Below are 26,555 nucleotides of genomic sequence, written 5' to 3'. Positions count from 1 at the left end.
GAGTAATTTTTTGTAAGTTTTTTATATTTATAAAATGTAATATTATGCATTTCATCGATTTTTTTGTGCTTTTTGTCGATATATTAAACATTCCCTCTAAATTTGAATTGTCAAAATAAAACAAGTCACATACCTTAAATTAAAAGAGTTATGGAAATAGTACAAATTAAATTAAGAAAAAAATATACTACTCTAATTGCATTATTTGTAATTAGTCTAGGCTATACTCAATCGCAAATTATCTACACGAACTCAGGAACCTTTACTGCTCCTACCGGAGTTACTTCTATACAAGTAGAAGCCTATGGTGCTGGTGGTGGTGGTGGTTATGGAGGAACAACCAATAAAGATGGTGCCGGTGGTGGTGGTGGTGGTGGCTACTCAAGAAACACTAGTATTCCTGTAACCGCCGGAACAAGTTATACCATAACCATAGGTGCGATGGGAACTGGCGCAACATCTAGTGCGTCACCAAATGGAATGAACGGAGGCAATACTACTGCTACTTTTGGTGCAACAACGATAACCGCTTATGGAGGTATTGGAGGATTTGGCTACAGCAATGGTGGCGCAGGCGGTACAGGTGGATCAGGCTCTACCTTTAATGGAGGCTCTGGTGGTGCGGGATTGAATGGCATTGGTAGTGGTGGTGGTGGTGGTGCCGCCGGACCTACAAGTAATGGAGGTTTAGGCACAGTACCAACAGGTGGAACAGCCGGAGGAGGAAATGCAGGTGCCGGAGGAAACGGTACTACTGCTTCAAGTGGCGCAGGTTCATCTTCTATTACCAATTATGGTGGTGGTGGTGGTGGTGGAACCAAAAATTCAGCTGGAGGAAATGGCGCTCCTGGATATTTTAAGATATCTTATACTTGTCCTACATATGCGCTGACCAACACAACTACTTCAAATAGCCCTTTGTGTGGTCCTTCATCTGCTACTGTTATACTTAATTCTTCGTCTTTAGCTACTGGCTCTTATACGGTAACTTATAACCTTAGTGGAGCAACAACTGCAATAGGAAATACAGCTATTATGAATTTTACTGCCGGAACTCCTGGATCGGGAACTTTTTCAACATCAATTTTAAATCTTGGCTCTACAACCGTAACCATTACAAATTTAGCCTCTTCTTACTGCAGCAATAGTATCACAACTTTTAATACAACTAGCATTACTGCTAATATGGCTCCTAGTGCAGTTTCAGGAACCACTATAACTGCATGTTCTTCTGACACAGCTATTGCAATAACGGCAGGCTCAAGTGCTACAAATTATACAACAGTTACATGGACATCTAATGGAACAGGTACTTTTACTAATGCCAATTCATTAACAACCTGTACATACAATCCAAGCCCAGAAGATATAGCTGCCGGTGGTGTAATATTGATGCTTAGCGCTTCAAATGCAGGCTGTGCTGATGCAACTTCTACAAAAGTCTTATCATTAATTACAGCTCCAAGTGCGAATGCAGGAATAGATGTAAGCAATTGTTCAACTTTATTAGACCTTAATATCACTGACGGTGCAAATGCTTCAAACTTTACATCTGTTATGTGGACCTCAAGCGGAAGCGGAACACTTACAAATGCTGATTCATTAACTACTTGTACCTACGCTCCCAGTGCTGCAGATATAGCTGCTGGAACAGTTACGCTAACATTAACCGCATATGGCAATTCGCCTTGCGGTAATACAAGTTCAACAAAAACACTGACCATTACTAATCCTGTATCAGTAGTTGTTGGAGATGATTTTTCTATTTGCGCCTCTGGAGATGCTATTGATATTACTACAGGCTCAAGTGCAACCAATCAGACTCTTGTAACTTGGACATCAAGCGGCACAGGTACTTTTTCAAACCCAAATTCATTAACAACATGTACCTATACTCCAAGTGCGAACGATATTGCAGTAGGCGCAGTAACAATTACATTAACCGCTTCAAATACAGGCTGTAGTAATGCAACTGCGGACAAGAAGTTGGAAATTGTTGCTTTACCTACCGCTTCAGCCGGAACCACAATCAACGCTTGTACTAGCGATACTTCAGTAAACATAACTACTGGATCTACAGCTACAAATTACACAACTGTTGTTTGGACGACAAGTGGAACAGGTACTTTAGTAAATGCAGACTCACTAACTTTGGCAACTTATTCTCCAAGTACAGATGATCTGATTGCGGGTAGTGTTATTTTAACGCTTACAGCACATGCAAATTCTCCTTGTTCAAGCGTAACTTCTACAAAAACGTTAAACTTTAGTAGCCCAATGACAGCAATAGCCGGAGATGACTTTAACACTTGTTCTACTTCAGGCGCCATTAATATTACGACAGGTTCGAGTGCTAATAATCAATCCGAGATAACTTGGACTTCAAACGGCACAGGCACATTCGCCGATTCAAACTCGTTGACAACTTGTACCTATACTCCAAGTGCTGCTGATTTAGCATTAGGAAATGTTATCCTAACCCTAACCGCTACAAATTCTGGCTGTGGTAATTTAACCTCATCTAAGATGCTAACATTTGTTCCTGCTGTTACAGCAGAGGCAGGTATAGCAATAGACACCTGTTTTACTTCAGGACCTATAAATGTAACTGCTGGATCTGATGCAACAGATTACACAACTATATCTTGGACATCAAACGGTACTGGTACTTTTACTGATTCGGATTCTCTAACTTTAGCAACTTACACTCCAAGTGCTGACGATATAACAGCAGGAAGTGTAATATTGACACTTACCGCTACTGGAAATGCACCTTGTTCAACTGTAGTTTCTACAAAAACAGTAACGATAAACAATCAAGCTACCGCTGATGCAGGTTCAGATTTTTCAACTTGTTTCTCATCTGAAGCTATTAATATTTCTGCTGATTCAAATGCTACTAACCAAACAAATGTAACTTGGACTTCAAATGGAACCGGTACTTTAAACAATGCTAATTCCTTGACAACCTGCACTTACACTCCTAGTGAGACTGACCTTATGACAGGCACAGTGATTTTTACTCTTACTGCTTCAAACTCAGGATGTATTGATGCAATCGATACAAAAACAGTATCCTTTAGCGCTCTTCCTACTGCTGATGCAGGAACAACAATAAACACGTGCTCCAGTAATGGTGCTATAAACATAGCTGTAGGCTCAAGTGCAACTAACTATTTATCTGTTAGTTGGACATCAAACGGAACCGGAACTTTTACTGATGCGGATTCTCTAACTCTAGCAACTTACACTCCAAGTGCTGACGATATAGCAGCAGGAAGTGTAATATTAACACTTACCGCGACTGGAAATACGCCATGTGGTGATGTTACTTCAACAAAAAATATGGTGATTAGTCTTGGAGCAACAGCCGTAGCTGGTCCGGATTTTTCAACTTGCTACACTGCAGGATCAATAAGCATTACTGACGGTTCAAGCGCTACGAATCAAACTAGTGCAACTTGGACATCAAACGGAACAGGTACTTTTACCGATGCTGATTCTTTAAGTACTTGCACTTACACTCCAAGTGCAGAAGATATTACCAATGGAAGTGTAATTTTTACATTAACCACATCAAATTCTGGTTGTGTTGATGCAACTGCTACAAAAACATTAACCATTAGTTCTCCTCCAACTGTTATTGCCGGAACAATAGTAAATACTTGTGCTACTACAGGAGCGGTAAATATAACTGAAGATTCAAATGCTACAAATTATACTTCTATCGCTTGGACTTCAAGTGGTACCGGTACTTTTTCGAACTCAAACTCATTAACAAGCTGTACCTATACTCCAAGTGCGGCTGATATAACAACCGGAAGTGCAACATTGACAATTACGGCCAATGGAATTGCACCATGCGCAACTGTTACTGACACTAAAACAATTAACATAAGTCAAACAATGACTGCAATAGCAGGATCATCATTTACAGCTTGCTCATCCAATACTGCTATTAATGTTACAACAGGTTCTAGTGCTACTAATCAAACCTTTGTAACTTGGTCATCAAATGGAACAGGTTCTTTTACTGATCCAAACTCGTTAACTTCATGCACCTACACTCCAAGTGCAGACGATATTGCTAATGGAAATGTAATTTTAACACTTACAGCTTCAAATACAAGCTGTCCAAACGTAACTTCAAACAAAACCTTAACTTTCACAATTGCCCCTTATGTAGATGCTGGTTCTGACATTGCTACTTGTTCTACTTGTGGCACGGTAAATATTACTGCCAATTCCAATGCTTCTAATTATACGTCTATTGTTTGGACCTCAAGTGGAACCGGTACGTTTACGAATCCTACTTCACTAACCGCATGTACTTATACTCCAAGTGCAGCTGATATCACGACTAGTTTAACCCAAGGAGGTATCACTTTAACTTTAACAGCAACTAGTAGCGCTCCATGTTCTACAACAATTGCAACAAAAATGTTAGCAATCACCTCACAAACATTCAATTCATCAGGTACTTTTACTGTACCGGCCGGTGTTCATCAAGTAACAGTTGAAGCTTGGGGCGGCGGCGGAAAAGGTGGAGACGGACTAAATATAGGTAAAGTCGGAGGCGGAGGCGGAGGCGGTGCTTATTCACTAAAATCTATACCGGTTGTACCAGGAACCACTTATACGGTAAATGTTGGATTAGGCGCAACAAACGCTTCAGATGGAGGAGACTCTTGGTTTATTGATCCTTCCATTTTTCTTGCTAAAGGAGGAACTACAGCTCTAAACAATGCAGTTATTGGGGCTGCCGGGGGCAATGCCGCAAGTTGTATTGGAGACGTTACTTCAAGAGGAGGAAATGGTGCAAACGGCGTAAGTGGATCTTATGGCGGTGGTGGCGGTGCAGGTGCAGAAGCCGGTGAAAATATGGGCGTTGATGCAACTGTAAACTTAGGAGCTGTTGCCACTTGTAATGGCGGAAATGGCGGAAATGGATATACTTCTCAAAATGGTGATGGATCACCTGGTATCGCACCGGGCGGCGGCGGCGGCGGCGGACGTAGAAACGGAAACAATGGTGTAAACCAAGGTACGGGTGGTTTTGGCGCTAATGGGAAAATAATAATCAAATGGCCTGTAAACGCATTACCATCAACTATAACAAACGCTCCAGGAGGAGTAACCTCTAATTTGCAATTATGGTTACGTTCTGATTTATTAAATGGGACTACAACCGTAGCAGATAATACTCCTGTTACAACATGGTATACTCAAGCTAGAGGTGCTAATGCTATAAAACCTGCAGCTGTCGGAGCTCCGATATACCGTAACAATGCAGCCTACAACATCAACTTTAACGCTGTTGTAGATTTTACAAACCCTTACAATAGTCCTTCACAGGTTTATACTGACTTGAGCAATACAAGACAATATTTAAAAGGAACAAACGGATTTTATTCACAAGAAACTTTTGTCGTAGTTGTTCCTGATGTTACAGTAACTTCAGCTTTAAATAGTATGGATGTATTTGCCGGAAAAGGTTCTCCTTGTGCTCAAAATGCCAAATCCGGAATCACTTATGGAAATGTTGATAGTCGTTTTACTAACGAAGTATTGTCTTATACATCAGGTACAACTTCATCTTACGGAACTGCTCAAGTTAGCACGACCTCACAATACAACAGTCCAGGAATCATCAACATAAGAAATAATTCAGGAAACACCGGAATGCAACTATTCTACAACGCAAATAATATTGCAACTTCCGAAGTTAACTCAGCCAAACATAGAAATATTTATGACAGCCAGTATTGGATTGGAAGAAGTGAAGCTTGGGATGGAAGTTTGGACGGAAGAATTGCTGAAATCATTACTTATAGTTCGAGAAAGAATGATGTTACTGAGAGAACAAAAATAGAAACATATTTAGCCGTTAAATATGGGATAACTTTAGGGGTAAATGGTACTTCTCAGAATTATATTGGGTCTGACGGAACAGTTATTTGGGATGCTACTGCAAATGTTGGTTATAACTACAACATTGCCGGAATTGGAAGAGATGACTCTTCTAAATTAAATCAAAAACAATCTAAAAGTGTTAATGCCAACGCCGATTTAACTATTGGATTAGGAACAATTGCCGCTACTAATACCGCAAATACTAATGCTTTTGATACTGATAAAAAATACCTAATCTGGGGTGATAACGGAGGAAATATGAACGACTCCGGAACTGATTTAACTATAACTTTTGGCGGGACTTCTAATGTTACAACACTTACCGATCTTCCAAACAAAAAATGGAAAATTGTAGAAGTTGGTGGAGATGTTGCCACAACCAAAGTAGTCATCCCGACAGCAGCTTTTACAAGTTTACCGGCATTATCAGGAAACGACGCCTATGTTATGATTGTTGCCTCTGATGCTGCATTTACAACTAGTTTAGAAACCATATTCTTAACAGCTAATGGTGCTAATCAGGAAACCAATTATGACTTTGACGGAACGAAGTACTTCACTTTTGGAGTAGCTCATGAAAGCAAATATTCCAGACATGCCACTTTTGACGGAACTGATGATATTATGAAAGTTAGTAATAGTAACAATTTAAACAGTTCTTTTTCAATGATGACTTGGGTGAGACCAACAGGTGCAAATACTTTAGCAAACGACAGAACAATTGTATCAAAGTCTAATGGTTCAACCGGATTCAGAGTTTATTTATCTGCAAATAATAAAGTTAATGTTACTTGGACCGGCGGTACCACTTTAACTTCTACCACTGCTTTACCAAACTCTGAATGGCATAATATTGCCGTTATCTACTCTAGTGGTTCTATAAAACTTTATATCGATGGTGTTTTAGATGCTACGGTTGCTTCTGCAGCGCCTGCTTCAAACACAAACATTTTCTCTATTGGTGCTGAATACAGATCAAAATCAGACACTAGAAATTTCTTTAAAGGTGATATTGATGAATTCAGATTATGGAATAAAGCCATAACACTAACAGAATTAAGATTCGTAATGAACCAAGAAATAGTTCAAAACGGAAGTGTTACTAGAGGTGCCGTTTTACCTTCAAACATTACTAAAAACGACATTAATACTTTAAATTGGAGTAATCTTCAGGCCTATTATTCTATGAACTCTTTCATTGGCACTCACATCAATGATGATTCTCAAAATAATAACAGAGGTGATGTATTTTCTCCAAATAAAACAACAATAACAGTACAGTCTTCTCCTCAACCCTACGAAAGTGCTGCAAATGGTGCTTGGACAAGTGCTAATACTTGGACTCACGGAACAATCCAACAACAACCAAATAGCATTTCAATTGTTGACGGTACTACTCCTATCAATTGGAATATCGTTAAAACAAGCCATGACATAGGATCAACCGCAAACAAAACTTTACTTGGATTGTTTGTTACAGCAAATACACTAAGCGCTACAAACGATACAAAAATCGAATTGTCTCATTACCTAAAACTAGATGGGAAAATTGACTTAGTGGGTAAATCACAATTGGTTCAAACCAACAACAGTGACCTTGATGCTACTAGTGCAGGTTCTATTGAAAGAGACCAATTAGGTCAATCAAACATATTTAACTACAACTATTGGTCTTCTCCTGTTAGTAGCATAAATAACACTACCAACAATCATGGCTATACTGTAGCAGGTGTGATGAAAGATGGAACAACCTCTACTCCGCAAAACCTAAACTGGTCTGCCGGTTTAAATGGTGCTGCCACAAGTCCGGTAACCATTGCCAGTTATTGGATATTTAAATTCCAAAATTTGAGCAATACTTATGCTAACTGGTCTGCTGTTGGTCAAAATGGAAGTCTTTCAGCCGGACAAGGATATACCATGAAAGGGTCAAATGCTGCAACTGCCAATCAAAACTATACATTCGTAGGTAAGCCAAATAACGGTACTATAACTTCAACAGTTGCAGCCAATAATTTAAACTTGAGTGGAAATCCATTTGCTTCAGCTATCGATGCTAATCAATTTATTGATGACAATTTAAATAGCATAACCGGAACACTATTGTTTTGGGAACATTTCAGCACAAATAATTCTCACAACACTATTGACTACCAAGGTGGTTATGCAACCTATACCAAAGTAGGCGGAACAGCTCCGGTTGCTCCGGCCGGAACCAGCGGCTTGGGTTCAAGTGCGAAAGTGCCTAAAAGATTCATTCCGGTAGGTCAAGGTTTCTTTGTAACCGGTTCAGCAACTGGCGGTACTATAACTTTTAACAACAACCAAAGACTTTTTGTTAAAGAAGACAACGCTAATTCTTATTCATTATTCAGAAACAACTCAAATGCCACTGTAAATGCTGATCCAAATTACAACAACAGCGAAGATAGTTTTGGAGAAGAAGAATTTATGAAATTAAGATTAGGTTATACTTCAGCCAATAACTACCACAGAGAAATATTACTAGGCTTCATGAATGAAAATGCTACAGCTGGTATAGACAAAGGGTATGATGCTCCAAGCCCTGAGACTTTAAACAATGACATGTATTTTATTAATGGTACAACCAAATTAAACATTCAAGGGGAAGGCTTTTTCAATATCAACAATACTTATCCGCTTGGCGTTAAAAATGCTACAGCCGGTATGGTAAAATTCGGCATCAATAACAAAGAGAATTTCGAAGAAAATCAAGACATCTTTATCTATGACAATGCCACGCAAACTTACCACAATATCAAGTCGCAAAACTTTGAAATCAACCTGCCTGTAGGAACTTATGAAAACCGATTCTCCTTAAGATTCCTTAATCCATCTGCTTTGGGAACGGTTGAAAACGAATTGCAAAATGGTGTTGGAGTAACCCATTCTCAAACAGACAACATGATTAACATCAGCAATGAACTTCAGGAAGTTTCTATTAAATCGGTAGCGCTATATAACTTAATTGGACAACAAGTAATTACTTGGAAGATAGACAACCAAAATCAAGTAGAAATGCATTTACCGGTTACCGGTGTAAGTGCCGGCGGTTACATTGTAAAAATCATCACCGACAAAGGCAATATCACTAAGAAAATCTTAATTAAATAGTTTTTATATTTATTTTGACACTAAAAACGCTCTGCATAAGTGGAGCGTTTTTTAACTAAAAGCCCTAAACATTATGCTAATACTATTAACGCTTAAGCTAATTTCTCTAAAATACCCAATAAATCGGTTTCCGATTGTTCGCCGGATTTTAGGTTCTTCAAAATAAAAGAATTTCCATTAATTTCTTTGATCACAAACGGAATGTTTCTTCGCTCTGCATGTTTGAATTGCTTGTCAATTTTAGCAGCATCGGGATATAATTCTGCTTTGATATTATTATTTCGCAAAGTTGTGAGTGCTTTCATCGCTTCAAAAGCCTGGCTTTCGCCAAAATTTAAAAACATTACTTTAGTAGAAATCGTTACGGTTTGCGGAAACAAATTCAACTCTTCGAGCACCAAATAAATTCGGTCAAGCCCAAAAGAAATTCCAACACCGCTCATGTTTTTCAACCCAAAAATACCGGTCAAATCATCATATCTTCCGCCACCGCCGATCGAACCCATTGCAACACCTTCCGGTGCCGAAACTTCAAAAATGGCTCCGGTGTAATAATTCAACCCACGCGCTAAAGTCACATCCAAATCTAATTTGGCTTTTTGCAAACCAAGGTTGGTTACGTTGCCACAAATAAAACGCAACTCTTCTATCCCTTTTTTGCCTTCTTCAGAAGTCGAAAGTAAACCGGCTAATTTTTCTAATTTCTCCTGAATCGTTCCGGTGAAACTGAATAATGGCTGTACTTTTTCTAAAGCACTTTCAGAAATGCCTTTTTCTATCATCTCTTTTTTTACGCCTTCCTCTCCTATTTTATCAAGCTTGTCTAAAGCCACGGTAAAATCAATCAATTTATCCGAAGCACCAATCACCTCAGCAATTCCGGATAATATTTTACGGTTGTTGATTTTAATGGTAACGCCTTCCAGTCCTAATTCTGCAAAAACCGAATCGTACAATTGCACCAATTCGACTTCTTGCCACAAGGATGTTGAGCCAACCACATCGGCATCACATTGGTAAAACTCTCTGAATCTTCCTTTTTGTGGTCTGTCCGCACGCCAAACCGGTTGGATTTGGTATCGCTTAAACGGAAACTCAATCTCGCCTTGGTGTTGCACGACATAACGGGCGAAAGGCACGGTTAAGTCGTAACGAAGCGCTTTTTCAGATATTTTACCAGTCAGCTTTTTATAGTTAACGCTTTGTAATTCTTCTGTTGGTACTTTATCTAAATAATCTCCCGAATTCAAGATTTTAAAAATCAAACGATCACCTTCTTCCCCGTATTTACCCATCAAGGTTTCGGAGTTTTCAAAAGATGGCGTTTCTATGGGTTGGTAACCAAAATGCTCAAAATGGGAACGCATCACTGAAATAATATAGTTACGCTTGGCCACTTCTGCCGGTGAAAAATCTCTAGTGCCTTTGGGAATACTTGGTCTTTGTGCCATCTTAATTAATTATGAATTACGAATTACAAATTATCAATTGTCTACAAACACGTAATTCGTAATTGACAATTCGTAATTGACTTTGCAAATATCTTATTTTTTAAAACTATTTTCCACAACGCAGTCAATATTCTTGTAACAAAAGCTGTATTTTAGTGACAAATTACCGTTATGATTGGATTATTTAAAGAAAATGTGAAAATTGCGTTGGGTTCAATACGAACACAATTGCTCCGCACCGTATTAACGGTTATCATTATTGCCATTGGAATTACGGCTTTGGTTGGAATTCTAACCGTAGTTACCGCCATCGAATACAACTTGAACTCGAGTTTTGCTTCAATGGGTTCTAATACCTTTAACATCAATCAATACGAATTCAAAAACCGTCGCCGTGGCGGTGGTGAAGTAGAAAAAATCAATCCGATTATCACTTACACCGAAGCCAAAACTTTCAAGGATAAATTCAATTATCCTTTCACTCAAACGTCTCTTTCTTTTGTGGCCACTTCGGCGGCTGAAGTCAAATTTGAAAACAAGAAAACAGATCCTGAAATATCAGTTTTAGGTATTGACGAATATTTCTTAAACAACTCCGGGTTAGAAATTACTCAAGGTCGAAGCTTCAACACTTTTGATATTTCAAATAATATTTATGCTTGCATTGTTGGTTCCGATTTTGTTTCTGAGGACGGATTGCTGAGAGATGTCAATCCTATCAATAAAATACTAACAATTCGTGGTGCCAAATTCAAAGTAATTGGTGTATTGAAAGAGAAAGGCTCCACTTTTGGGAACAGCCAAGACTTGAGAGTTATGATTCCGATTCAAGTGGCACGCTCTATGTTTTCAGCACCTAACATCAATTATTCTTTAAGCATGATGGTGTTAAAAAAAGAATTTTTAGACGAAGCTGTTGATGAAGCTACAGTCACCATGCGTAAAGTGAGAAAATTGAATCCGGTAGAAGAAAATAATTTCGGAATTTCAAGAAGTGACGATTTGCTAAATAGAATTGCCAATTTAACAGGCTTTTTGAACGTCTCCGCATGGGTAATTGGCATCATTACTATTTTAGGTTCTTCTATCGCATTGATGAATATCATGATTGTTTCTGTAACCGAAAGAACTCGAGAAATTGGCGTACGAAAATCTCTTGGCGCCAAAAAAAGCACTATTGCTATACAATTTTTTGTAGAGACTTTAACCATTGGACAAATAGGTGGTATCTTCGGAATCATATTTGGAATCCTTGCCGGTTTTTTTATCTGTCTTGCTGCCGGATGGGATTTTGTAATTCCATGGGGTGCAATGATGGCCGCTTTTACCACCAGCTTTATAGTTGCACTCGTGTCCGGATTATATCCTGCAATTAAAGCTTCTCAATTAGATCCGATTGAAGCGTTGCGTTATGAGTAAATAGTGCGCTGTATTCAGTTTTATAGTGCTGCCAAAATCATTCGATCATTTCCGTAAATATCTTTGTGAAGTAAAACGTTCTTAAACCCAAAACTTTTGACTAACTCAACCGTTTCTTTGCCTAAATATTGATTGATTTCAAAATACAACTGTCCGTTTGGGGTTAGATTCTTTTTGGCTAATTCTGTTATTTTTCGATAAAAAAGCAAGGCATCATTGTCTTCTACAAACAAGGCCAAATGCGGTTCAAACTCTAAAACATTTGGATTAATTTCGGCTTTTTCTAAATTCCGAACATAGGGCGGATTGGAAACTATAATATCAAATTGCTGCTGTAAATCTTCAGTCTCTAATATGTTCTTCAATATAAAATTCACTTCAACTTTATTGAGTTCTGCATTTTTTTGGGCTGTTGCCAATGCCTTTTCGGAAACATCAATCGCATAAACTGTAGCATTTGGTAAATTCTTTTTCAAAGCAATTGGAATGCAACCGCTGCCGGTTCCAATATCTAAGATTCTTACTCTTGCCTCTTGCCTCTTGCCTCTTGCCTCTTCTTCTATAATTAATTCAACCAATTCTTCCGTTTCAGGTCTTGGAATCAACACATTTTCATTGACTAAAAATGGCAAACCATAAAATTCTGTCTCTCCTAAAATATACTGAATCGGTTTTTGTTTTTTTAATTCGACCAAAACACTTTCCCAACGCAACAACTGAAGCGAATCCATTACCATTTCGGGGTTTAAAGCCAAATCGATTCTTTTTTTATCGTGAAAACTTTCCAAGGTCAAATAAAAGAAACTCTCCATTTCCTTTTCATCATACAAAGAAGAAAGTTCTCGAAAGAAAGTGGTTTTGTAGTCTTTGATTAGCATTATCAATTAGTCTTTATCAGTTGTCAATTCCTTGATCATCCAAACCGGACATGTGGTGTGACCGGTATTGCCTAAAGGCGCACAAAGGTATTCAAAACCCATTTTCTTGTACAAACTTTGCGCTGCTAACATTTCGGGTAAAGTTTCGAGATAGCATTTTTCATAACCAAATTCGACTGCTTTAGCTAAACATTTTTGAATCATTTGTAAACCAATGCCTTTTCCGCGAGTTTCTTGTAAAAAGTACATCTTTTGTAATTCACAGATATTCTCAGTCGAATTTTCTAATTGACTCACGCCGGCACCGCCAACGATTTTGCCATCATTTTCGACTACAAAATAAGCTGAACGTGTTTTATTATAGGCTTCAAACATAAAATCCAATTGTGTATCGGCGAAGGCCGTTCCGGTTTTTGGGAAATTATCCGCCATAAAAACAGCCCTGATTACGGCTGCAATTTGCTGATTGTCTTCTTTTTGAATTTCCCTGATTGTCATTTTATCTAATCTTAGCAATTACAAAAATAGCGCAATTGTTTGAACCGCATAGGCACATAGAAATAATAATCCTTGAAAGTCGTTTTGATCAAAAGAGATTGCTGTGTTTCGATGTCATAAAAACCAAAGAGATAAAATCCTATTTTTGTATAATGAATACTCACGAGTTTTACATAAATCGTTGCTTAGAATTGGCCAAAAATGGTTTGGGAACAACTTATCCCAATCCGATGGTTGGCAGTGTAATTGTTTATAACGGCAAAGTCATAGGCGAAGGTTGGCACAGAAAATCAGGCGAACCTCATGCAGAAGTTCACGCTATTAATTCGGTAAAAGACAAAACTCTTTTGCCGAAAGCCACGATATATGTGTCATTGGAACCTTGTAGTCATTTTGGTAAAACACCGCCTTGTTGTGATTTAATTATCGAACACAAAATCCCGAATGTTGTAGTTGGAACTGTTGATCCAAATAGCAAAGTTGCCGGAACCGGAATTAAGCGATTAATTGAAAACGGATGTCATGTAACGGTTGGCATTTTAGAAAAAGAATGCAACGACTTAAACAAACGCTTCTTTACGTTTCACAATAAAAAACGACCTTATATCATTTTAAAATGGGCCGAGAGTAAAGACGGTTTTATCGCACCTATTACCAAAGAAAAACAAGAACCGGTTTGGATTTCTAATTCTTTCTCAAGACAACTTGTGCACAAATGGCGTAGTGAAGAGCAATCTATTTTACTCGGAACTCAAACGGTTTTGGACGATAATCCTAAATTAGATGTTCGTGACTGGATTGGAGCAAATCCGATTCGTATTATTTTAGACCGAACCGGAAAAATAAATGATGACTATTTTGTTAAAAACGGTCAAACCAAAACCATCATTATTACCGAACAAGAAAATTTAACATCAGGCGAGAATCTTATTTATGAAAGTATTATCTTTGATAAAGAACTAACCCAAAATATTGTCGGTATTTTATACCAATACGGCATACAGTCTGTTATTATTGAAGGCGGAAAACAAACCTTACAAACATTTATAGCCGACAATCTTTGGGACGAAGCTAGGGTTTTTATTGGCAATATTTCATTTAATGAAGGTGTTAAAGCACCAGTATTAAACGGAATTTCAAAAGCAACCAAAATAAAAGACGACGAACTTAAACTTTTTACAAACCATGATTAATAGTATAATTTTTGATTTTGGCGATGTCTTTATCAATCTTGAAAAAGAAAAATCGATTGAAGAGTTTAAAAAGTTAGGTCTTGAAGGTCCAAATGAAGTGCTATTGAACCAAAATGATTTATTTGAAAAAGGTCAAATCACTGATGTTCAATTTGTAGAAAGTTTTCACCAATTTATCCCTAATGCCTCAATTGAAGAAATTACAAAAGCTTGGAATTCTGTTATTGGTGATTTCCCATTATATCGTTTAGAATTTTTGCAATTGCTGTCTAACAAATACCGTTTGTTTCTTTTAACCAATACCGATTCAATACACATTAACCGATTTGAGCACAAAGTGGGCATGTCATTTTATTCCGATTTTTATCGTTGTTTTGAAAAAGTATATTACTCTTATGAAATGGGCATGAGAAAACCTCAGCCGGAAATTTTCACCACTATCATGAACAAACATGATTTGTCTCCCAAACGCACTTTATTTGTAGACGACAAAAAAGAAAACACCGATGTAGCCGAAAGTCTTGGACTACATGTATGGAATTTACAAGTCGGCAAAGAAGATGTGGTGAATTTATTTGACCAAAAACACTTACCTTTTTAATCAATAGCAATTTCAATATCAATTTCATTGAAAGACACCTATAATACTATTGCTTCACCTTCTCCGGAAATATTGTACAAAGAAAAAAACAGCAAGTTCTTTGGGTATGCTTTCCCCGTTATAAATGAAGAAGAAATCAAAATACATTTAGATTACTTAAAAAAACTGCATCACGGTGCGGTTCATTTTTGTTACGCTTACCAATTAGGAACAGAAACCCTTACTTTTCGCGCTAATGATGACGGAGAACCTAGTAATTCTGCCGGTATGCCCATTTACGGACAAATCCAATCTTTTGATGTCACTAATATATTAATAGTAGTGGTTCGTTTTTTTGGCGGAGTTAAATTAGGCGTTGGCGGATTGATATCGGCTTACCGAACCGCAGCACAAATGGCATTGGAAGAAGCTGAAATTGTTGAGAAAACAATAGACATCCATTTTCTGATTTCATTTGATTACAAAAACATGAATAAAGTTATGCGGGTTATCAAAGAAAAAAACTTGGACATCATCACTCAAAAAATGGAAGAGAGTTGTCAAATTGAAATTGCCACCCGAAAAAAAAATGCCGACAATATAATCGACATTTTTAATAATTTATTTGAAATTGAGATTCAAAAAATCTAATCTTTCATGATGTCCAAAATGTATTGCGGCGGCGCAATAGGTTTTCCCAAATTGATGTCCACAAAAACGAGTATAAAATGCGCAGTTGTTAATAACTCGTCGTTTTCATTGCGAATTTCACAATCAAATTCTATCTTCACTGAGGATTGACTTTTGAACTTGGTAATCACTGTAAGTAAGTCGTCATAACGTGCTGGCTTTTTGTAATTTATCGTCATGGAAACAATTGGCAAGGCAATTCCGTTTTCTTCTAATGATTTATATGAAATCCCTTTGTTTCTAAGCCATTCCACGCGTCCCATCTCAAAATAAGGCACATAATTTCCGTGGTAAACCACACTCATTTGATCGGTTTCCGAGTAACGAACTCTAACTTGAATTTGATGTTCTTTCATCTGTTTTTTTTGCTTTTAATCTATAATCAATAATTCTCTGTACAACAATATTTTTAAAAAATCAATACCATATAAATTTTTTTTAACGAATTTTATTCACATATTTGTTATCCCGAAAAACATGATGATTTTCATTGTCATTTTTGTCAAAATAACCTAACAATAAATACTATAATTTTTAACCAAATATGAGCAAAACTGCGCAATCGGTATGGGAAAACTGTCTTGAGTTCATAAAAGACAATATTCAAGAACAAGCTTTCAAAACTTGGTTTGAACCGATTAAGTCAGTTGAACTTACAGACAACGCTTTGTACATTCAAGTGCCTAGTAAATTTTTCTACGAATGGCTCGAAGAACACTACGTTAAATTATTGAAGGTAGCGTTAACCAAAGAACTCGGAAAAAACGCAAAGTTACTCTATAAAATCAAAATGGAAAACACTTATGGCAATAAACAACCGTTTACGGAACAATTGCCAAGTGCGCACCGCAGTCCAATAAAATCACAAGACGTTGACGCTCCGTTTAAAAACCTGAATCCCGAACTGAAAAACCCTTTCGTAATTCCGGGTATCAGAAATTTAAAAATAGAGTCGCAACTAAATCCAAACTACAGTTTTGACAATTTCCTTGAAGGCGATTCCAATCGTTTAGCGCGCTCGGCCGGAATGGCAGTAGCTAATAAACCTGGCGGAACTTCATTCAACCCATTATTAATTTTTGGTGGCGTTGGTTTGGGGAAAACCCATTTGGCTCATGCTATTGGTGTTGAAATCAAAGACAAATACCCTGAAAAAACTGTCCTTTATATTTCTGCTGAAGTGTTCACACAACAATATATTGATTCGGTTAAGAAAAATAACAGAAATGATTTTATTCATTTCTACCAGTTAATCGATGTGTTGATTATTGATGACGTTCAATTCCTTTCCGGAAAATCAGGAACGCAGGATGTATTCTTCCATATCTTTAATTACTTACACCAAAACGGAAAACAAGTAATCCTAACTTCAGACAAAGCACCGGTTGACATGCAAGACATCGAACAACGTTTGTTGTCGCGTTTCAAATGGGGATTGTCTGCAGAGTTACACCAACCGGATTACGAAACCAGAATTTCTATCCTAAAAAATATTCTATACCGTGACGGCGTTGAAATGCCGGAAGAGATTGTAGAATATGTTGCCAGAAACATCAAATCTAATGTGAGAGAATTAGAAGGCGCTATCATTTCTTTGATTGCCCAATCTTCTTTCAACAAAAAAGAAGTGACTTTGGATTTGGCAAAAAGTGTGGTAGAAAAATTCGTTAAAAATGTCAAACGCGAAATCTCTATTGACTATATCCAAAAAGTGGTTTCAGACTATTTCCAATTAGATGTAGATACTTTACAGTCAAAAACCAGAAAACGTCATGTGGTTCAAGCCCGACAATTGGCGATGTTCTTTGCTAAGAAGTTTACTAAATCTTCTTTGGCTAACATTGGTTCCCAGATTGGCGACAGAGACCATGCTACCGTTTTACACGCTTGTAAAACCGTTGACAACTTAGTTTCTACTGACAAGCAGTTCAAAAAATTTGTGGAAGATATTCACAAAAAATTATCACTATAATTTGCTTTTTGACTAAGTTTGTAGCTTAGAAAAAGAATATGCCCGTTAAAATTTTAATGGTTTGTTTAGGGAACATTTGCCGATCACCTTTGGCAGAAGGACTACTTGCGTCTAAACTTCCTCAAGACAAATTCATCGTTGACTCTGCCGGAACAGGCAATTACCATATTGGTAAGCAACCTGACCAACGTTCTATTTTGGTGGCTCAAAAAAACGGTTTGGACATTACCAAACAAAAAGGCAGACAATTCACTTCAAGAGATTTTGACGAATTTGATTATATCTATGTCATGGACAGTTCAAATTATGACAATGTAATTGAGTTAGCCAAAACAGAAGCCCAAAAAGCAAAAGTAGACATGTTATTGAACCATTTATTTCCAGGAGAAAATGTTGACGTTCCCGACCCCTATTACGGTTTACAAAACGGCTTTGACATGGTTTATGAAATGCTGGACGAAACTTGCGATATCTTGGCTAAAAAACTGATGGAAAAACACTCATGAACTCACCAAGTCTTAAAGGAAAACTATATTTAATTCCAACCACTTTGGGCGAAATGAATCCGGATGATGTTTTACCACAATCCGTAAAAAGAGCTATCGATTTTATTGACACTTACATCGTAGAAAACGAAAAAACAGCTAGAAAATTCATCAAGTCTGTCAATCCTGAAAAGGTTCAGTCAAGTTTACAACTATCTGCACTCAATAAACACACCGAAGTTTCAGAACACAATGCCATGATTGCACCTTGTTTAAACGGGGTTAACGTAGGTTTAATGAGTGAAGCCGGTTGTCCCGGAGTGGCGGATCCCGGTGCAGTAATTGTTAAGCTAGCTCATGAAAAAGGCATTCAAGTGATTCCTTTGGTTGGACCATCTTCTATCCTATTGGCCATGATGGGCTCGGGAATGAACGGACAGAGTTTCGCTTTTAACGGCTACTTGCCCATTGACAAAGGAGAAAAGAAATCGGCACTAAAAAACTTTGAAAAGTTATCCCACGATAAAAATCAGTCCCAAATTTTTATTGAAACGCCTTATAGAAACAATAAGTTGATAGAGGATATTTTACAAGCCTTACAGCCCAATACTCTTTTATGTATTGCTACCGACATCACTTTGCCAACTGAGTATATTAAAACGCTTCGCGTGGCAGATTGGAAAAAAACAAAGGTCGATTTACACAACCGACCTACTATTTTTATTATTCATAAATTGTAATTATTCTACTTTAGCATTCTTGATGGCTTTGATTGCATGCGTTTCAAATCCACCAAAATCTCTAAGATAGGTTCTCACAGAAGTTCCGTATTCGTCTTTACATTTTTTCGCACCTCTGGAATTAAGGAAACGTTTCACTGAACCGGTTCCGCCCAAATGCGCCGCAGCTAAAATACCGGATTCGGTAATCATAACACCATCAATTATTTTGCCTTCGAAATCATTGATGTACTTTCTCAACTCATATTTGTTTTTAGAAAGTAAGGCGATAAATGCTTTTTCTTGAAGTTTTGGGTTGTTCAAAAAAGCAACGCTATCGTGTATTCCAATTGTTTTTAGTGTTTCAACACCAAATTGGTATTTACCTAAATACCCTAAAGTATTGACTTTTTTGTATTTCCCTTGAGATTCTTTGTGTGCAATAGCTTCTTTGTAGCCAATAAAATATTTTGCTTTGAATGGAACATCCAAGCTAAAATAATCTATGTTGTTTTCAGATGGAAAAACGTATAAAAGTCTTTCATTTTTATCAACACGGAAACCGAAGTTGATTTGGGAATTGTATGGTTTAAAACCTGAGCTTATAAAAGCTACTACTAGTAGGATTGATGTGTAAAAAATTCCTTTTTTTATCATTAATTGTTATTTCTCAAGCGCTGTCACCGACATGAAATTACCGGGTGCAAATATACAACTAAATTTATAAAATTGAATATCAAGCAGTTAAACTACTCTAAAAATAGATTAAATGCATTTTCGACTTACCTAAACACCTGATTTCAAACGTTGGAGCCGGAATTTTAATCGAATTAAAAACTGTTAAAATTGTCTTAACGAAATGAGATTTTGTCTCGATTTTGGTCAAATCGAGGTCAAAACTAAGATAAAATTGACGGTATCTTTTACTTTCCGGAAAGAAAACGGTGTTGACGAATTCATCCTTTCCTGTAATCATGCCTTCGGCTCCGTAACCGATGGCAACATTTAACCATTTCGGAATTTTGGAAGTCTTAGCAAACGAATGAATATTAGCAGAAAGCCAATAAGTTTGACCGTTATAATCTTTTAGAATTTGTTCTTGTAAAGAACTACCCAAAACTTCAGGTCTTACAGAAGCATAAGGCGTAGTATGAAAAGAAAATTTAGGCACAATTCGCTGCTCTTTCCACAACAATTCTTGCGAAACAAACAATGCCGTTCCGGAAACATTAGCAATCACATCGCCTAAAGATGCACCCCAATTCGCGGAATAACCATCAAAAACCTCAACCGTTGTCAAAAAAGCTAAACCTAAAGTTGAGCCATAAATCAATTGACTTTTTCTACTGGAACCAGCCCATTTTAAAGCATTGGCACCAAAACTTCCCAAATGATAAGCAGAAAAAACATGGCCGGCTTTATCCATTTGCAGCCATTCGGCATTGTCATTAATAAAATGAAATTCTGAACGCGGATATTCAGCATACCAAACTTGGTTCAAACCAATTAAAGCGGTTGCGCCAATCACAACTTCGGAAATGACAACCGATTTGAGTCGGGTTGTATTTAAAGTATCAGAAGGTTTAAAAAAACGCTCAATAGAATTCTGTGCCCAAATCAAACTCGAGCAGCATAAAAACAGGATTATGTAATGCTGCTTTTTCAAAGATTAACGTTTGGTTCCCTGAGCGTTCAACCAATCGGAATATTTCTTAGCATTCACATTGTGTTGGGTAATGGTAGAAGCAAATTCGTGGTATCCAAATTTCTCCACACTGGCGCAGAAATAAATATAGTCGTGTTTTTCAGGATTTAAAACCGCATCAATTGCATCTACATCAGGCATAGCAATTGGCCCGGGTGGCAGACCTAGATTTTGATAAGTATTGTATGGAGAAACTATAAATAAATCGTTGTACAAAACCCTTTTTATTGTTCGCTCAAAATCATTGTCTCTTAGTTTCAAAGCATAAATCACCGTTGGATCAGCTTGTAATTTCATTCCGTCTCTAAGGCGATTTAAATAAACGCCGGCTACGGTAGGTCTTTCACTTTTCTTCACCGTTTCTTTATGAACGATTGAGGCTAAAGTGATTACTTGCACCGGAGTTAAATTTATTTCAGTTGCCTTAGCAATTCTTTCCTTGGTCCAAAACTTATTGTATTCGTCTAACATTTTATCTCTGAATTTTTCAGCGGAAATGTTCCAATAGAACTCATAAGTATTAGGTAAAAACATGGCAAAAACATTCTCATTGGTGAACCCATTTTTTTCCAGAAAGGTCGAATCACGGAAAGTCGCCAATAATTTTGTTGTATCAGGTTCAATTTGGGCACTAATGCGTTCGCATAAATTTTCTAATCTTTCTTGATTGTTAAAAGACAATTTAACCGGTACATTTCTCCGCATAGTAGCAACCAATTGAAATGCGCTCATTCCTTTCTTTACTAAAAATCTTCCGGCTTTTACATTTTTCGGATAAGAACGAAGACTGGCAATAAATTCGAAATCGCTCATATTTTTAACATAAGGCGAAATGATTCTTAATACATCTTCATACTTTGAATTGGTTGGAATTTCAACAAAGACCTCCGCTTTATCAAAATTGGTATTTGAAGTAAAAAATTTGATATAAACAACCAATACCACTATTAAACCAAGAGCAGCTATAATTTTAAAGAGTTTACTTTTGTTCAAAACCGAGATTATTAAAGATTTATTTTTTAATTAACTGAAAAAGCGCTTCGTCATGAAAGTGATTGTTATTGAAATTCCAATCTTTCTTAATGCCTATTTTTTCGAATCCAAATGTAGTAAAAAGCGCTAAACTCACTTTATTTTCAACGCCAATATTTGCAAATAATTGGTGCAATTGCAATTGCTGAAACGCATAATCAATAATCAAACCTAAAGCTTCTTTGCCAAAACCACTATTTCTATCGATTTCATTTTGGATAATAATTCCAACACCAGCGCGTTGATTTTTGGGATCAAAATCAAATAAATCAATTAAACCGATGGCCTCTGAAGTTTCGTTTTTACAAATGGCTAAGCGCAATTGTTTGGCTTCATAAATATCTTGATGCGCATTTTGGAGATATTGTCGAATTAAAAACTTGCTGTAAGGAGTTTGGGTATTGCTGACTTCCCAAATAGACTCATCGTTTTCAATATGATAGATAAACTCCAAATCCTCGGGTTCTAGAGCGCGTAAATAGATGGTATTTCCTTGAAGTGTCATAAAAAATTACGAATTTGAAATTACGAATTACGAACTGACTTTTGAATAGAACCAATTATTTTCAATAGTTCTTCTATATCATTTAATAAATCTTCCGATTGTTGAATTGTTAAATAATCAGAATCCCTTAAAAGTCTAATCCAATATTTTGACTCTCTTGTTTCTTTATATGCTATTGTTAGTTTAGCAAAAAAGTCTGCTCTAGACTGACCTCCAATAGATTCTTCAATATTGGCTCCAATTGAAGTTCCACTTCTCAACAACTGTTTTGATAAAACAAATTCCTTTTTTTCTTGACTTAGGTATTTATAAACTTTTATAATTTTTAAGGCAAAATCATAACTCTTTGTTTGAACTACATTTTCAGATTTCATAATTCGTAATTATAAATTCGTAATTATAAATCAATTTCTCCTTCAAACACAAAAGTCGCCGGACCTTTGAGAAAAACATTGGTGTATTTATCACCATCTTTTACAAAAGAAACTTCAAGCTTTCCACCTTGAACATCTAAATGGATATGGTGTGATTTTGTTTTGCCAATAGCGTGCATCGCAATAGCTGCTGCTGTTGCTCCTGTTCCGCAAGATAACGTTTCATCTTCTACACCTCGTTCGTACGTTCGCAATGCAAAATGATTTTCAGAAATTTGACTCACGAAATTCACATTGCTACCCGGTTTGCCATACAAATCAGAATACCGAATTTTTGCGCCTTCGTTTTTAACATCATAGTTTTTTAAATCATCTATCATAGTCACATGGTGCGGCGAACCCGTATTGAGAAAAACATAATCACTTTCAATTTTTATAAAATCTACTTCTTTCATGCCAAGCGAAACAATTCCGTTTTCAAAAATTGACGCATGATGCGGACCGTCAGTGGCAATAAAATCGGTGTCATTTTGAATCACGTTCAAACTTTTGGCGAAAGCCACCAAACATCGACCACCATTGCCACACATAGAACTTTCGTTTCCATCTGAATTGAAATATACCATTCGGAAATCGGTTTCAGTATCGTTCTCCAAAAGAATCAATCCATCAGCGCCAATACCGAAACGTCGGTCACATAGTTTTTCGATAAGTTGACTATTGGTTTTAGGAAAAATGCCCATGCGATTGTCAATCATGACAAAGTCATTTCCGGTACCTTCATATTTGTTAAATGTGATTTTCATAGTGGTGATAAGTGATACAAAGATAGCAAAATTTAAGATTGACTTAAAAATTGTTAAACGAGCGTTAAAAGGTGTTTGCCCAAAAAATGAAAGTTTTTAATTTTACTATCAAATAATTTAAATGTTAATGACTATGAAACGATTATCCAATTTATTTTTGGTTTCTTTATTAAGTGGCGCCACAACACTTGGAGCTTACAAATTATTTTTTGAAGGAAGCAGTAATCGTGACTCGATTGTGACCATGGCTTCTAATAATAACACCAGAACAGTAGGTTTATCCGGCGAAGCCGTTGATTTTACCGAAGCAGCTGCCAATGCTGTTCACTCGGTGGTTCACGTAAAAAATGTAACTGTCAGAACTGTTTCTAATCCAATTATGGAATTTTTCTACGGTCAACGTGGCGGACAACAGCAAGAGCAAATTGGTACCGGTTCGGGTGTAATTATTTCTGAAGATGGTTATATCGTAACCAATAATCACGTGATTAAAGATGCTACCGAATTAGAAGTGACTTTAAACAACAATAAATCATACAAAGCCAAACTCATCGGAACCGATTCTAAAATGGATATTGCCTTACTAAAAATCAATACCGATGAAAAACTACCTTATTCCACTTTTGCCGATTCTGATCAAGTGAAAGTGGGCGAATGGGTTTTAGCCGTAGGAAATCCTTATAATTTAAATTCTACTGTAACTGCAGGAATTGTTTCGGCGAAAGCCCGAAATTTAGACAACAGAAATGGGATTCAATCTTTCATCCAAACCGATGCAGCAGTAAATCCTGGCAATAGCGGTGGTGCATTAGTAAATACTCGCGGAGAATTAATTGGAATCAACACAATGATTTCATCACCAACGGGAAGTTATGCCGGTTATTCTTTTGCAGTTCCGTCCAATATTACCCGTAAAATCATTGAAGATATTATGGAATTTGGTGGCGTGCAAAGAGGAATTCTAGGCGTTGAAGGATCAGAATTGAACAGTCGTGCCTCAAAAGAATTTGGCATCAATGACACGGAAGGTTTCTACATCAATAAAATAACAAAAAATTCAGGCGCTGAAAAAGCAGGTTTAAAAAGTGGTGATATCATCAAAAAATTAGACAACCAAAAAATCAGTTCATTCGCTGAATTGACCGGTTACATCAACACTAAAAGACCAAATGACAAAGTACAAGTAACTTTTGTCAGAGATGGCGAAACCAAAACCACTTCGGTAACTTTGATAAAAAATGACATTTTTACTACTGAATTTAAAGGATTAGAGTTAGAAAATATTGATGCCGCCGACAAAAAGAAATACCGAATTGATTATGGTGTTCGCATTAAAGAAATCAATAACGAAAATCTGAAACCTTATTATGACCAATTAAAAGGAAATATTATTCTTTCTGTAGACAATGTAAAAGCAACCGATGTAGAAACAATATCTGCCTTTTTGAATAGAAAAGACGAAAATCGTAGTGTCAACATTCAAATGATTAACCGAATGGGACAAGTGATTCAAGTCATCATACAATAATCATCTTACTTACTTTTGGGAAAAGCCAGTCCGTTAAAGGATTGGCTTTTTTTATTGTTAAATAATTACGAAATCGTTTTCGTGAAACGCTTCTATTTTATACTTTTGCGCAAAATTTAAATTTTCAACACAACTAAACTCTTTTCTTTTTTATGAACAGCAACACTTTATACGAGAAGGAATTATCATTTCAAGCCGACAGGCGAAAGGCAGGCGTAGAATTCATCAAGATTATCAGTGATTTATGGTATGACAAATCTATCGAATTGGTTCTTTTCAGAAACCAATTAATCGACAGAAATGTTAGCGATATTATCAACTTGCATGAGTATGCAGGCGAATTTGTTCAAAAGCCTATTAACGTTTTTGATTCGGTGGAAATTGCCCGAGCGATACTGAATTTGGATTTACCGCCTTCCCGAATTGACATTGGCAAACTGACTTACGAATACCATTTAGAAGACAACAAATACCACGATGCCAGAGCTTTTGTTATTGACAAATTAAGAAATGCTAAAGATTCGAAAAACATCAAACCCAAAGATGTGGTTTTATATGGTTTTGGTCGAATTGGTCGTTTGTTAGCCCGTGAAATGATGAGCAAAATAGGCAAAGGACAACAATTGCGTCTTCGTGCGATTGTAACACGTGACCGAAATGATGCTTCTTCTTTAGAAAAAAGAGCTTCTTTATTGCGATATGATTCGGTTCACGGTGATTTTGAAGGTTCTGTTCAGGCCGATGTTGACAATAATGCCTTGATTATTAATGGCACTACAGTTCACATCATCACAGCCGCTTCTCCAGAAGAAATTGATTATACAAAATACGGCATTGAAGATGCATTATTGATAGACAATACCGGCGCTTTCACAACTGAAGAAGCTTTGAAACGTCACTTAGTTTCCAAAGGGGTAAGCAAAGTATTATTGACTGCACCGGGAAAAGGTGTGCCAAATATCGTTTATGGTGTAAATCATAATGATCATAATCCTGATAACGTTGATATTTTTTCGGCGGCTTCTTGTACTACAAATGCTATTACTCCTATTTTAGCGGCTGTTGAAGAAACGCTTGGCGTGGTAAAAGGGCATTTAGAAACGATTCATGCTTATACAAATGACCAAAATTTGGTTGACAACATGCACAAAAAATACCGTCGTGGTCGTGCTGCAGCTTTGAATATGGTTATCACCGAAACCGGTGCCGGAAGTGCGGTTGCGAAAGCTTTACCTAGTTTGGCGGGGAAATTAACTTCGAATGCCATTCGTGTACCTGTTCCAAATGGTTCCTTAGTAGTTTTGAATTTAGAAGTTGGCAAAGAAACTTCCGTTGATGAAGTAAATGCCATCATGAGAAAATACGCTTTAGAAGGCGAATTGGTAGAGCAAATCAAATATTCATTGAACAATGAATTGGTTTCTTCAGATATCGTAGGAACTTCAGCACCATCTATTTTTGACAGTAATGCTACAATAGTTTCCAATGATGGAAAAAACATAGTATTGTATGTTTGGTATGATAACGAATACGGCTACAGTCATCAAGTAATTCGTTTGGCCAAATATATTGCCAAAGTAAGACGCTATACTTATTATTAATAGTTTTATTAATTCGAAGAGAATCCGCTTAGTCAAATTAGATTAAGCGGATTTTTTATTGTTTTCAACAT

The 26,555-nt window shown here is 36.9% G+C and carries 20 protein-coding genes; 10 read left to right on the top strand and 10 right to left on the bottom strand.

Features of this window, described 5'->3' with window-relative positions; all coding sequences use genetic code 11:
* Positions 1-150: 150 nt before the first annotated feature.
* The gene (locus tag ACK4R1_RS05790) at positions 151-9,048 is read left to right on the top strand and encodes a LamG-like jellyroll fold domain-containing protein (RefSeq protein ID WP_409684587.1); all 8,898 of its coding nucleotides are present in this window, start codon (positions 151-153) and stop codon (positions 9,046-9,048) included.
* 92 nt (positions 9,049-9,140) lie between these two features.
* Here the strand turns inward: ACK4R1_RS05790 and hisS are convergent, their stop codons facing one another.
* Positions 9,141-10,499: a histidine--tRNA ligase gene (gene hisS / locus ACK4R1_RS05785; protein ID WP_409684585.1), complete on the bottom strand. Its 1,359-nt coding sequence runs from the start codon at positions 10,497-10,499 to the stop codon at positions 9,141-9,143.
* A gap of 171 nt (positions 10,500-10,670) precedes the next feature.
* Between hisS and ACK4R1_RS05780 the strand changes: the two genes are divergently transcribed.
* Positions 10,671-11,918 carry an ABC transporter permease gene (locus ACK4R1_RS05780; protein WP_409684583.1) on the top strand — a complete coding sequence of 416 codons (1,248 nt, stop codon included), beginning with the start codon at positions 10,671-10,673 and terminating at the stop codon, positions 11,916-11,918.
* Between the two features lie 20 nt (positions 11,919-11,938).
* Here ACK4R1_RS05780 and prmC read toward each other — a convergent pair whose 3' ends face one another.
* The gene (gene prmC, locus ACK4R1_RS05775) at positions 11,939-12,796 is read right to left on the bottom strand and encodes a peptide chain release factor N(5)-glutamine methyltransferase (RefSeq protein ID WP_409684581.1); all 858 of its coding nucleotides are present in this window, start codon (positions 12,794-12,796) and stop codon (positions 11,939-11,941) included.
* Positions 12,797-12,802: 6 nt separating this feature from the next.
* Positions 12,803-13,294: a GNAT family N-acetyltransferase gene (locus tag ACK4R1_RS05770; RefSeq protein ID WP_409684579.1), complete on the bottom strand. Its 492-nt coding sequence runs from the start codon at positions 13,292-13,294 to the stop codon at positions 12,803-12,805.
* A gap of 152 nt (positions 13,295-13,446) precedes the next feature.
* Here ACK4R1_RS05770 and ribD point away from each other — a divergent pair, with 152 nt between their 5' ends.
* The 3 genes from ribD to ACK4R1_RS05755 are packed head-to-tail and all read left to right on the top strand — an operon-like array spanning position 13,447 to position 15,718.
* Positions 13,447-14,487, top strand: a complete 1,041-nt coding sequence (gene ribD / locus ACK4R1_RS05765; RefSeq protein WP_409684577.1) for a bifunctional diaminohydroxyphosphoribosylaminopyrimidine deaminase/5-amino-6-(5-phosphoribosylamino)uracil reductase RibD — start codon at positions 13,447-13,449, stop codon at positions 14,485-14,487.
* The gene (locus tag ACK4R1_RS05760) at positions 14,480-15,088 is read left to right on the top strand and encodes an HAD family hydrolase (RefSeq protein WP_409684575.1); all 609 of its coding nucleotides are present in this window, start codon (positions 14,480-14,482) and stop codon (positions 15,086-15,088) included. The genes ribD and ACK4R1_RS05760 overlap by 8 nt, the downstream gene beginning before the upstream one ends.
* Positions 15,089-15,109: 21 nt before the next feature.
* Positions 15,110-15,718, top strand: coding sequence for an IMPACT family protein (locus ACK4R1_RS05755; RefSeq protein ID WP_409684815.1), 609 nt, complete (start codon positions 15,110-15,112; stop codon positions 15,716-15,718).
* Here ACK4R1_RS05755 and ACK4R1_RS05750 read toward each other — a convergent pair.
* A complete protein-coding gene (locus tag ACK4R1_RS05750) occupies positions 15,715-16,113 on the bottom strand; it encodes an acyl-CoA thioesterase (RefSeq protein ID WP_176306334.1) in 399 nt (132 codons plus the stop codon). The genes ACK4R1_RS05755 and ACK4R1_RS05750 overlap by 4 nt on opposite strands.
* Positions 16,114-16,301: 188 nt before the next feature.
* Between ACK4R1_RS05750 and dnaA the strand changes: the two genes are divergently transcribed.
* The 3 genes from dnaA to ACK4R1_RS05735 are packed head-to-tail and all read left to right on the top strand — an operon-like array spanning position 16,302 to position 18,954.
* Complete coding sequence (dnaA, locus tag ACK4R1_RS05745; protein ID WP_121311646.1) at positions 16,302-17,729, top strand: chromosomal replication initiator protein DnaA; 1,428 nt, start codon at positions 16,302-16,304, stop codon at positions 17,727-17,729.
* 38 nt (positions 17,730-17,767) lie between these two features.
* The gene (locus ACK4R1_RS05740) at positions 17,768-18,235 is read left to right on the top strand and encodes a low molecular weight protein-tyrosine-phosphatase (RefSeq protein ID WP_409684572.1); all 468 of its coding nucleotides are present in this window, start codon (positions 17,768-17,770) and stop codon (positions 18,233-18,235) included.
* Positions 18,232-18,954: an SAM-dependent methyltransferase gene (locus tag ACK4R1_RS05735; RefSeq protein ID WP_409684570.1), complete on the top strand. Its 723-nt coding sequence runs from the start codon at positions 18,232-18,234 to the stop codon at positions 18,952-18,954. The genes ACK4R1_RS05740 and ACK4R1_RS05735 overlap by 4 nt, the downstream gene beginning before the upstream one ends.
* On the opposite strand, the gene ACK4R1_RS05730 is transcribed toward ACK4R1_RS05735, so the two are convergent.
* The 6 genes from ACK4R1_RS05730 to dapF all read right to left on the bottom strand — a co-directional run bounded on the left by ACK4R1_RS05730 (position 18,955) and on the right by dapF (position 23,355).
* On the bottom strand, positions 18,955-19,590 hold the full coding sequence (locus ACK4R1_RS05730; RefSeq protein ID WP_409684568.1) for a peptidoglycan-binding protein LysM: 636 nt from the start codon (positions 19,588-19,590) through the stop codon (positions 18,955-18,957).
* 97 nt (positions 19,591-19,687) lie between these two features.
* Positions 19,688-20,599, bottom strand: coding sequence for a DUF2279 domain-containing protein (locus ACK4R1_RS05725; protein ID WP_409684566.1), 912 nt, complete (start codon positions 20,597-20,599; stop codon positions 19,688-19,690).
* Between the two features lie 3 nt (positions 20,600-20,602).
* Positions 20,603-21,631: an endolytic transglycosylase MltG gene (gene mltG / locus ACK4R1_RS05720; RefSeq protein ID WP_409684564.1), complete on the bottom strand. Its 1,029-nt coding sequence runs from the start codon at positions 21,629-21,631 to the stop codon at positions 20,603-20,605.
* Between the two features lie 19 nt (positions 21,632-21,650).
* Positions 21,651-22,175 carry a GNAT family N-acetyltransferase gene (locus ACK4R1_RS05715; protein WP_409684562.1) on the bottom strand — a complete coding sequence of 175 codons (525 nt, stop codon included), beginning with the start codon at positions 22,173-22,175 and terminating at the stop codon, positions 21,651-21,653.
* A gap of 20 nt (positions 22,176-22,195) precedes the next feature.
* Positions 22,196-22,549 carry a four helix bundle protein gene (locus ACK4R1_RS05710; RefSeq protein ID WP_409684560.1) on the bottom strand — a complete coding sequence of 118 codons (354 nt, stop codon included), beginning with the start codon at positions 22,547-22,549 and terminating at the stop codon, positions 22,196-22,198.
* Between the two features lie 23 nt (positions 22,550-22,572).
* Entirely contained in the window at positions 22,573-23,355 is a 783-nt protein-coding gene (gene dapF / locus ACK4R1_RS05705; RefSeq protein WP_409684558.1) for a diaminopimelate epimerase, read from the bottom strand.
* Between the two features lie 133 nt (positions 23,356-23,488).
* Here dapF and ACK4R1_RS05700 point away from each other — a divergent pair, with 133 nt between their 5' ends.
* The gene (locus ACK4R1_RS05700) at positions 23,489-24,883 is read left to right on the top strand and encodes a S1C family serine protease (RefSeq protein ID WP_409684556.1); all 1,395 of its coding nucleotides are present in this window, start codon (positions 23,489-23,491) and stop codon (positions 24,881-24,883) included.
* A gap of 152 nt (positions 24,884-25,035) precedes the next feature.
* Positions 25,036-26,484, top strand: a complete 1,449-nt coding sequence (locus ACK4R1_RS05695; protein WP_409684554.1) for a glyceraldehyde-3-phosphate dehydrogenase — start codon at positions 25,036-25,038, stop codon at positions 26,482-26,484.
* Positions 26,485-26,555: the final 71 nt, after the last annotated feature.

The organism is Flavobacterium sp. (assembly GCF_046293665.1).
In the GTDB taxonomy this organism is placed as follows: Bacteria; Bacteroidota; Bacteroidia; order Flavobacteriales; family Flavobacteriaceae; genus Flavobacterium.
This window is presented reverse-complemented; position numbering and strand designations above follow the sequence as displayed.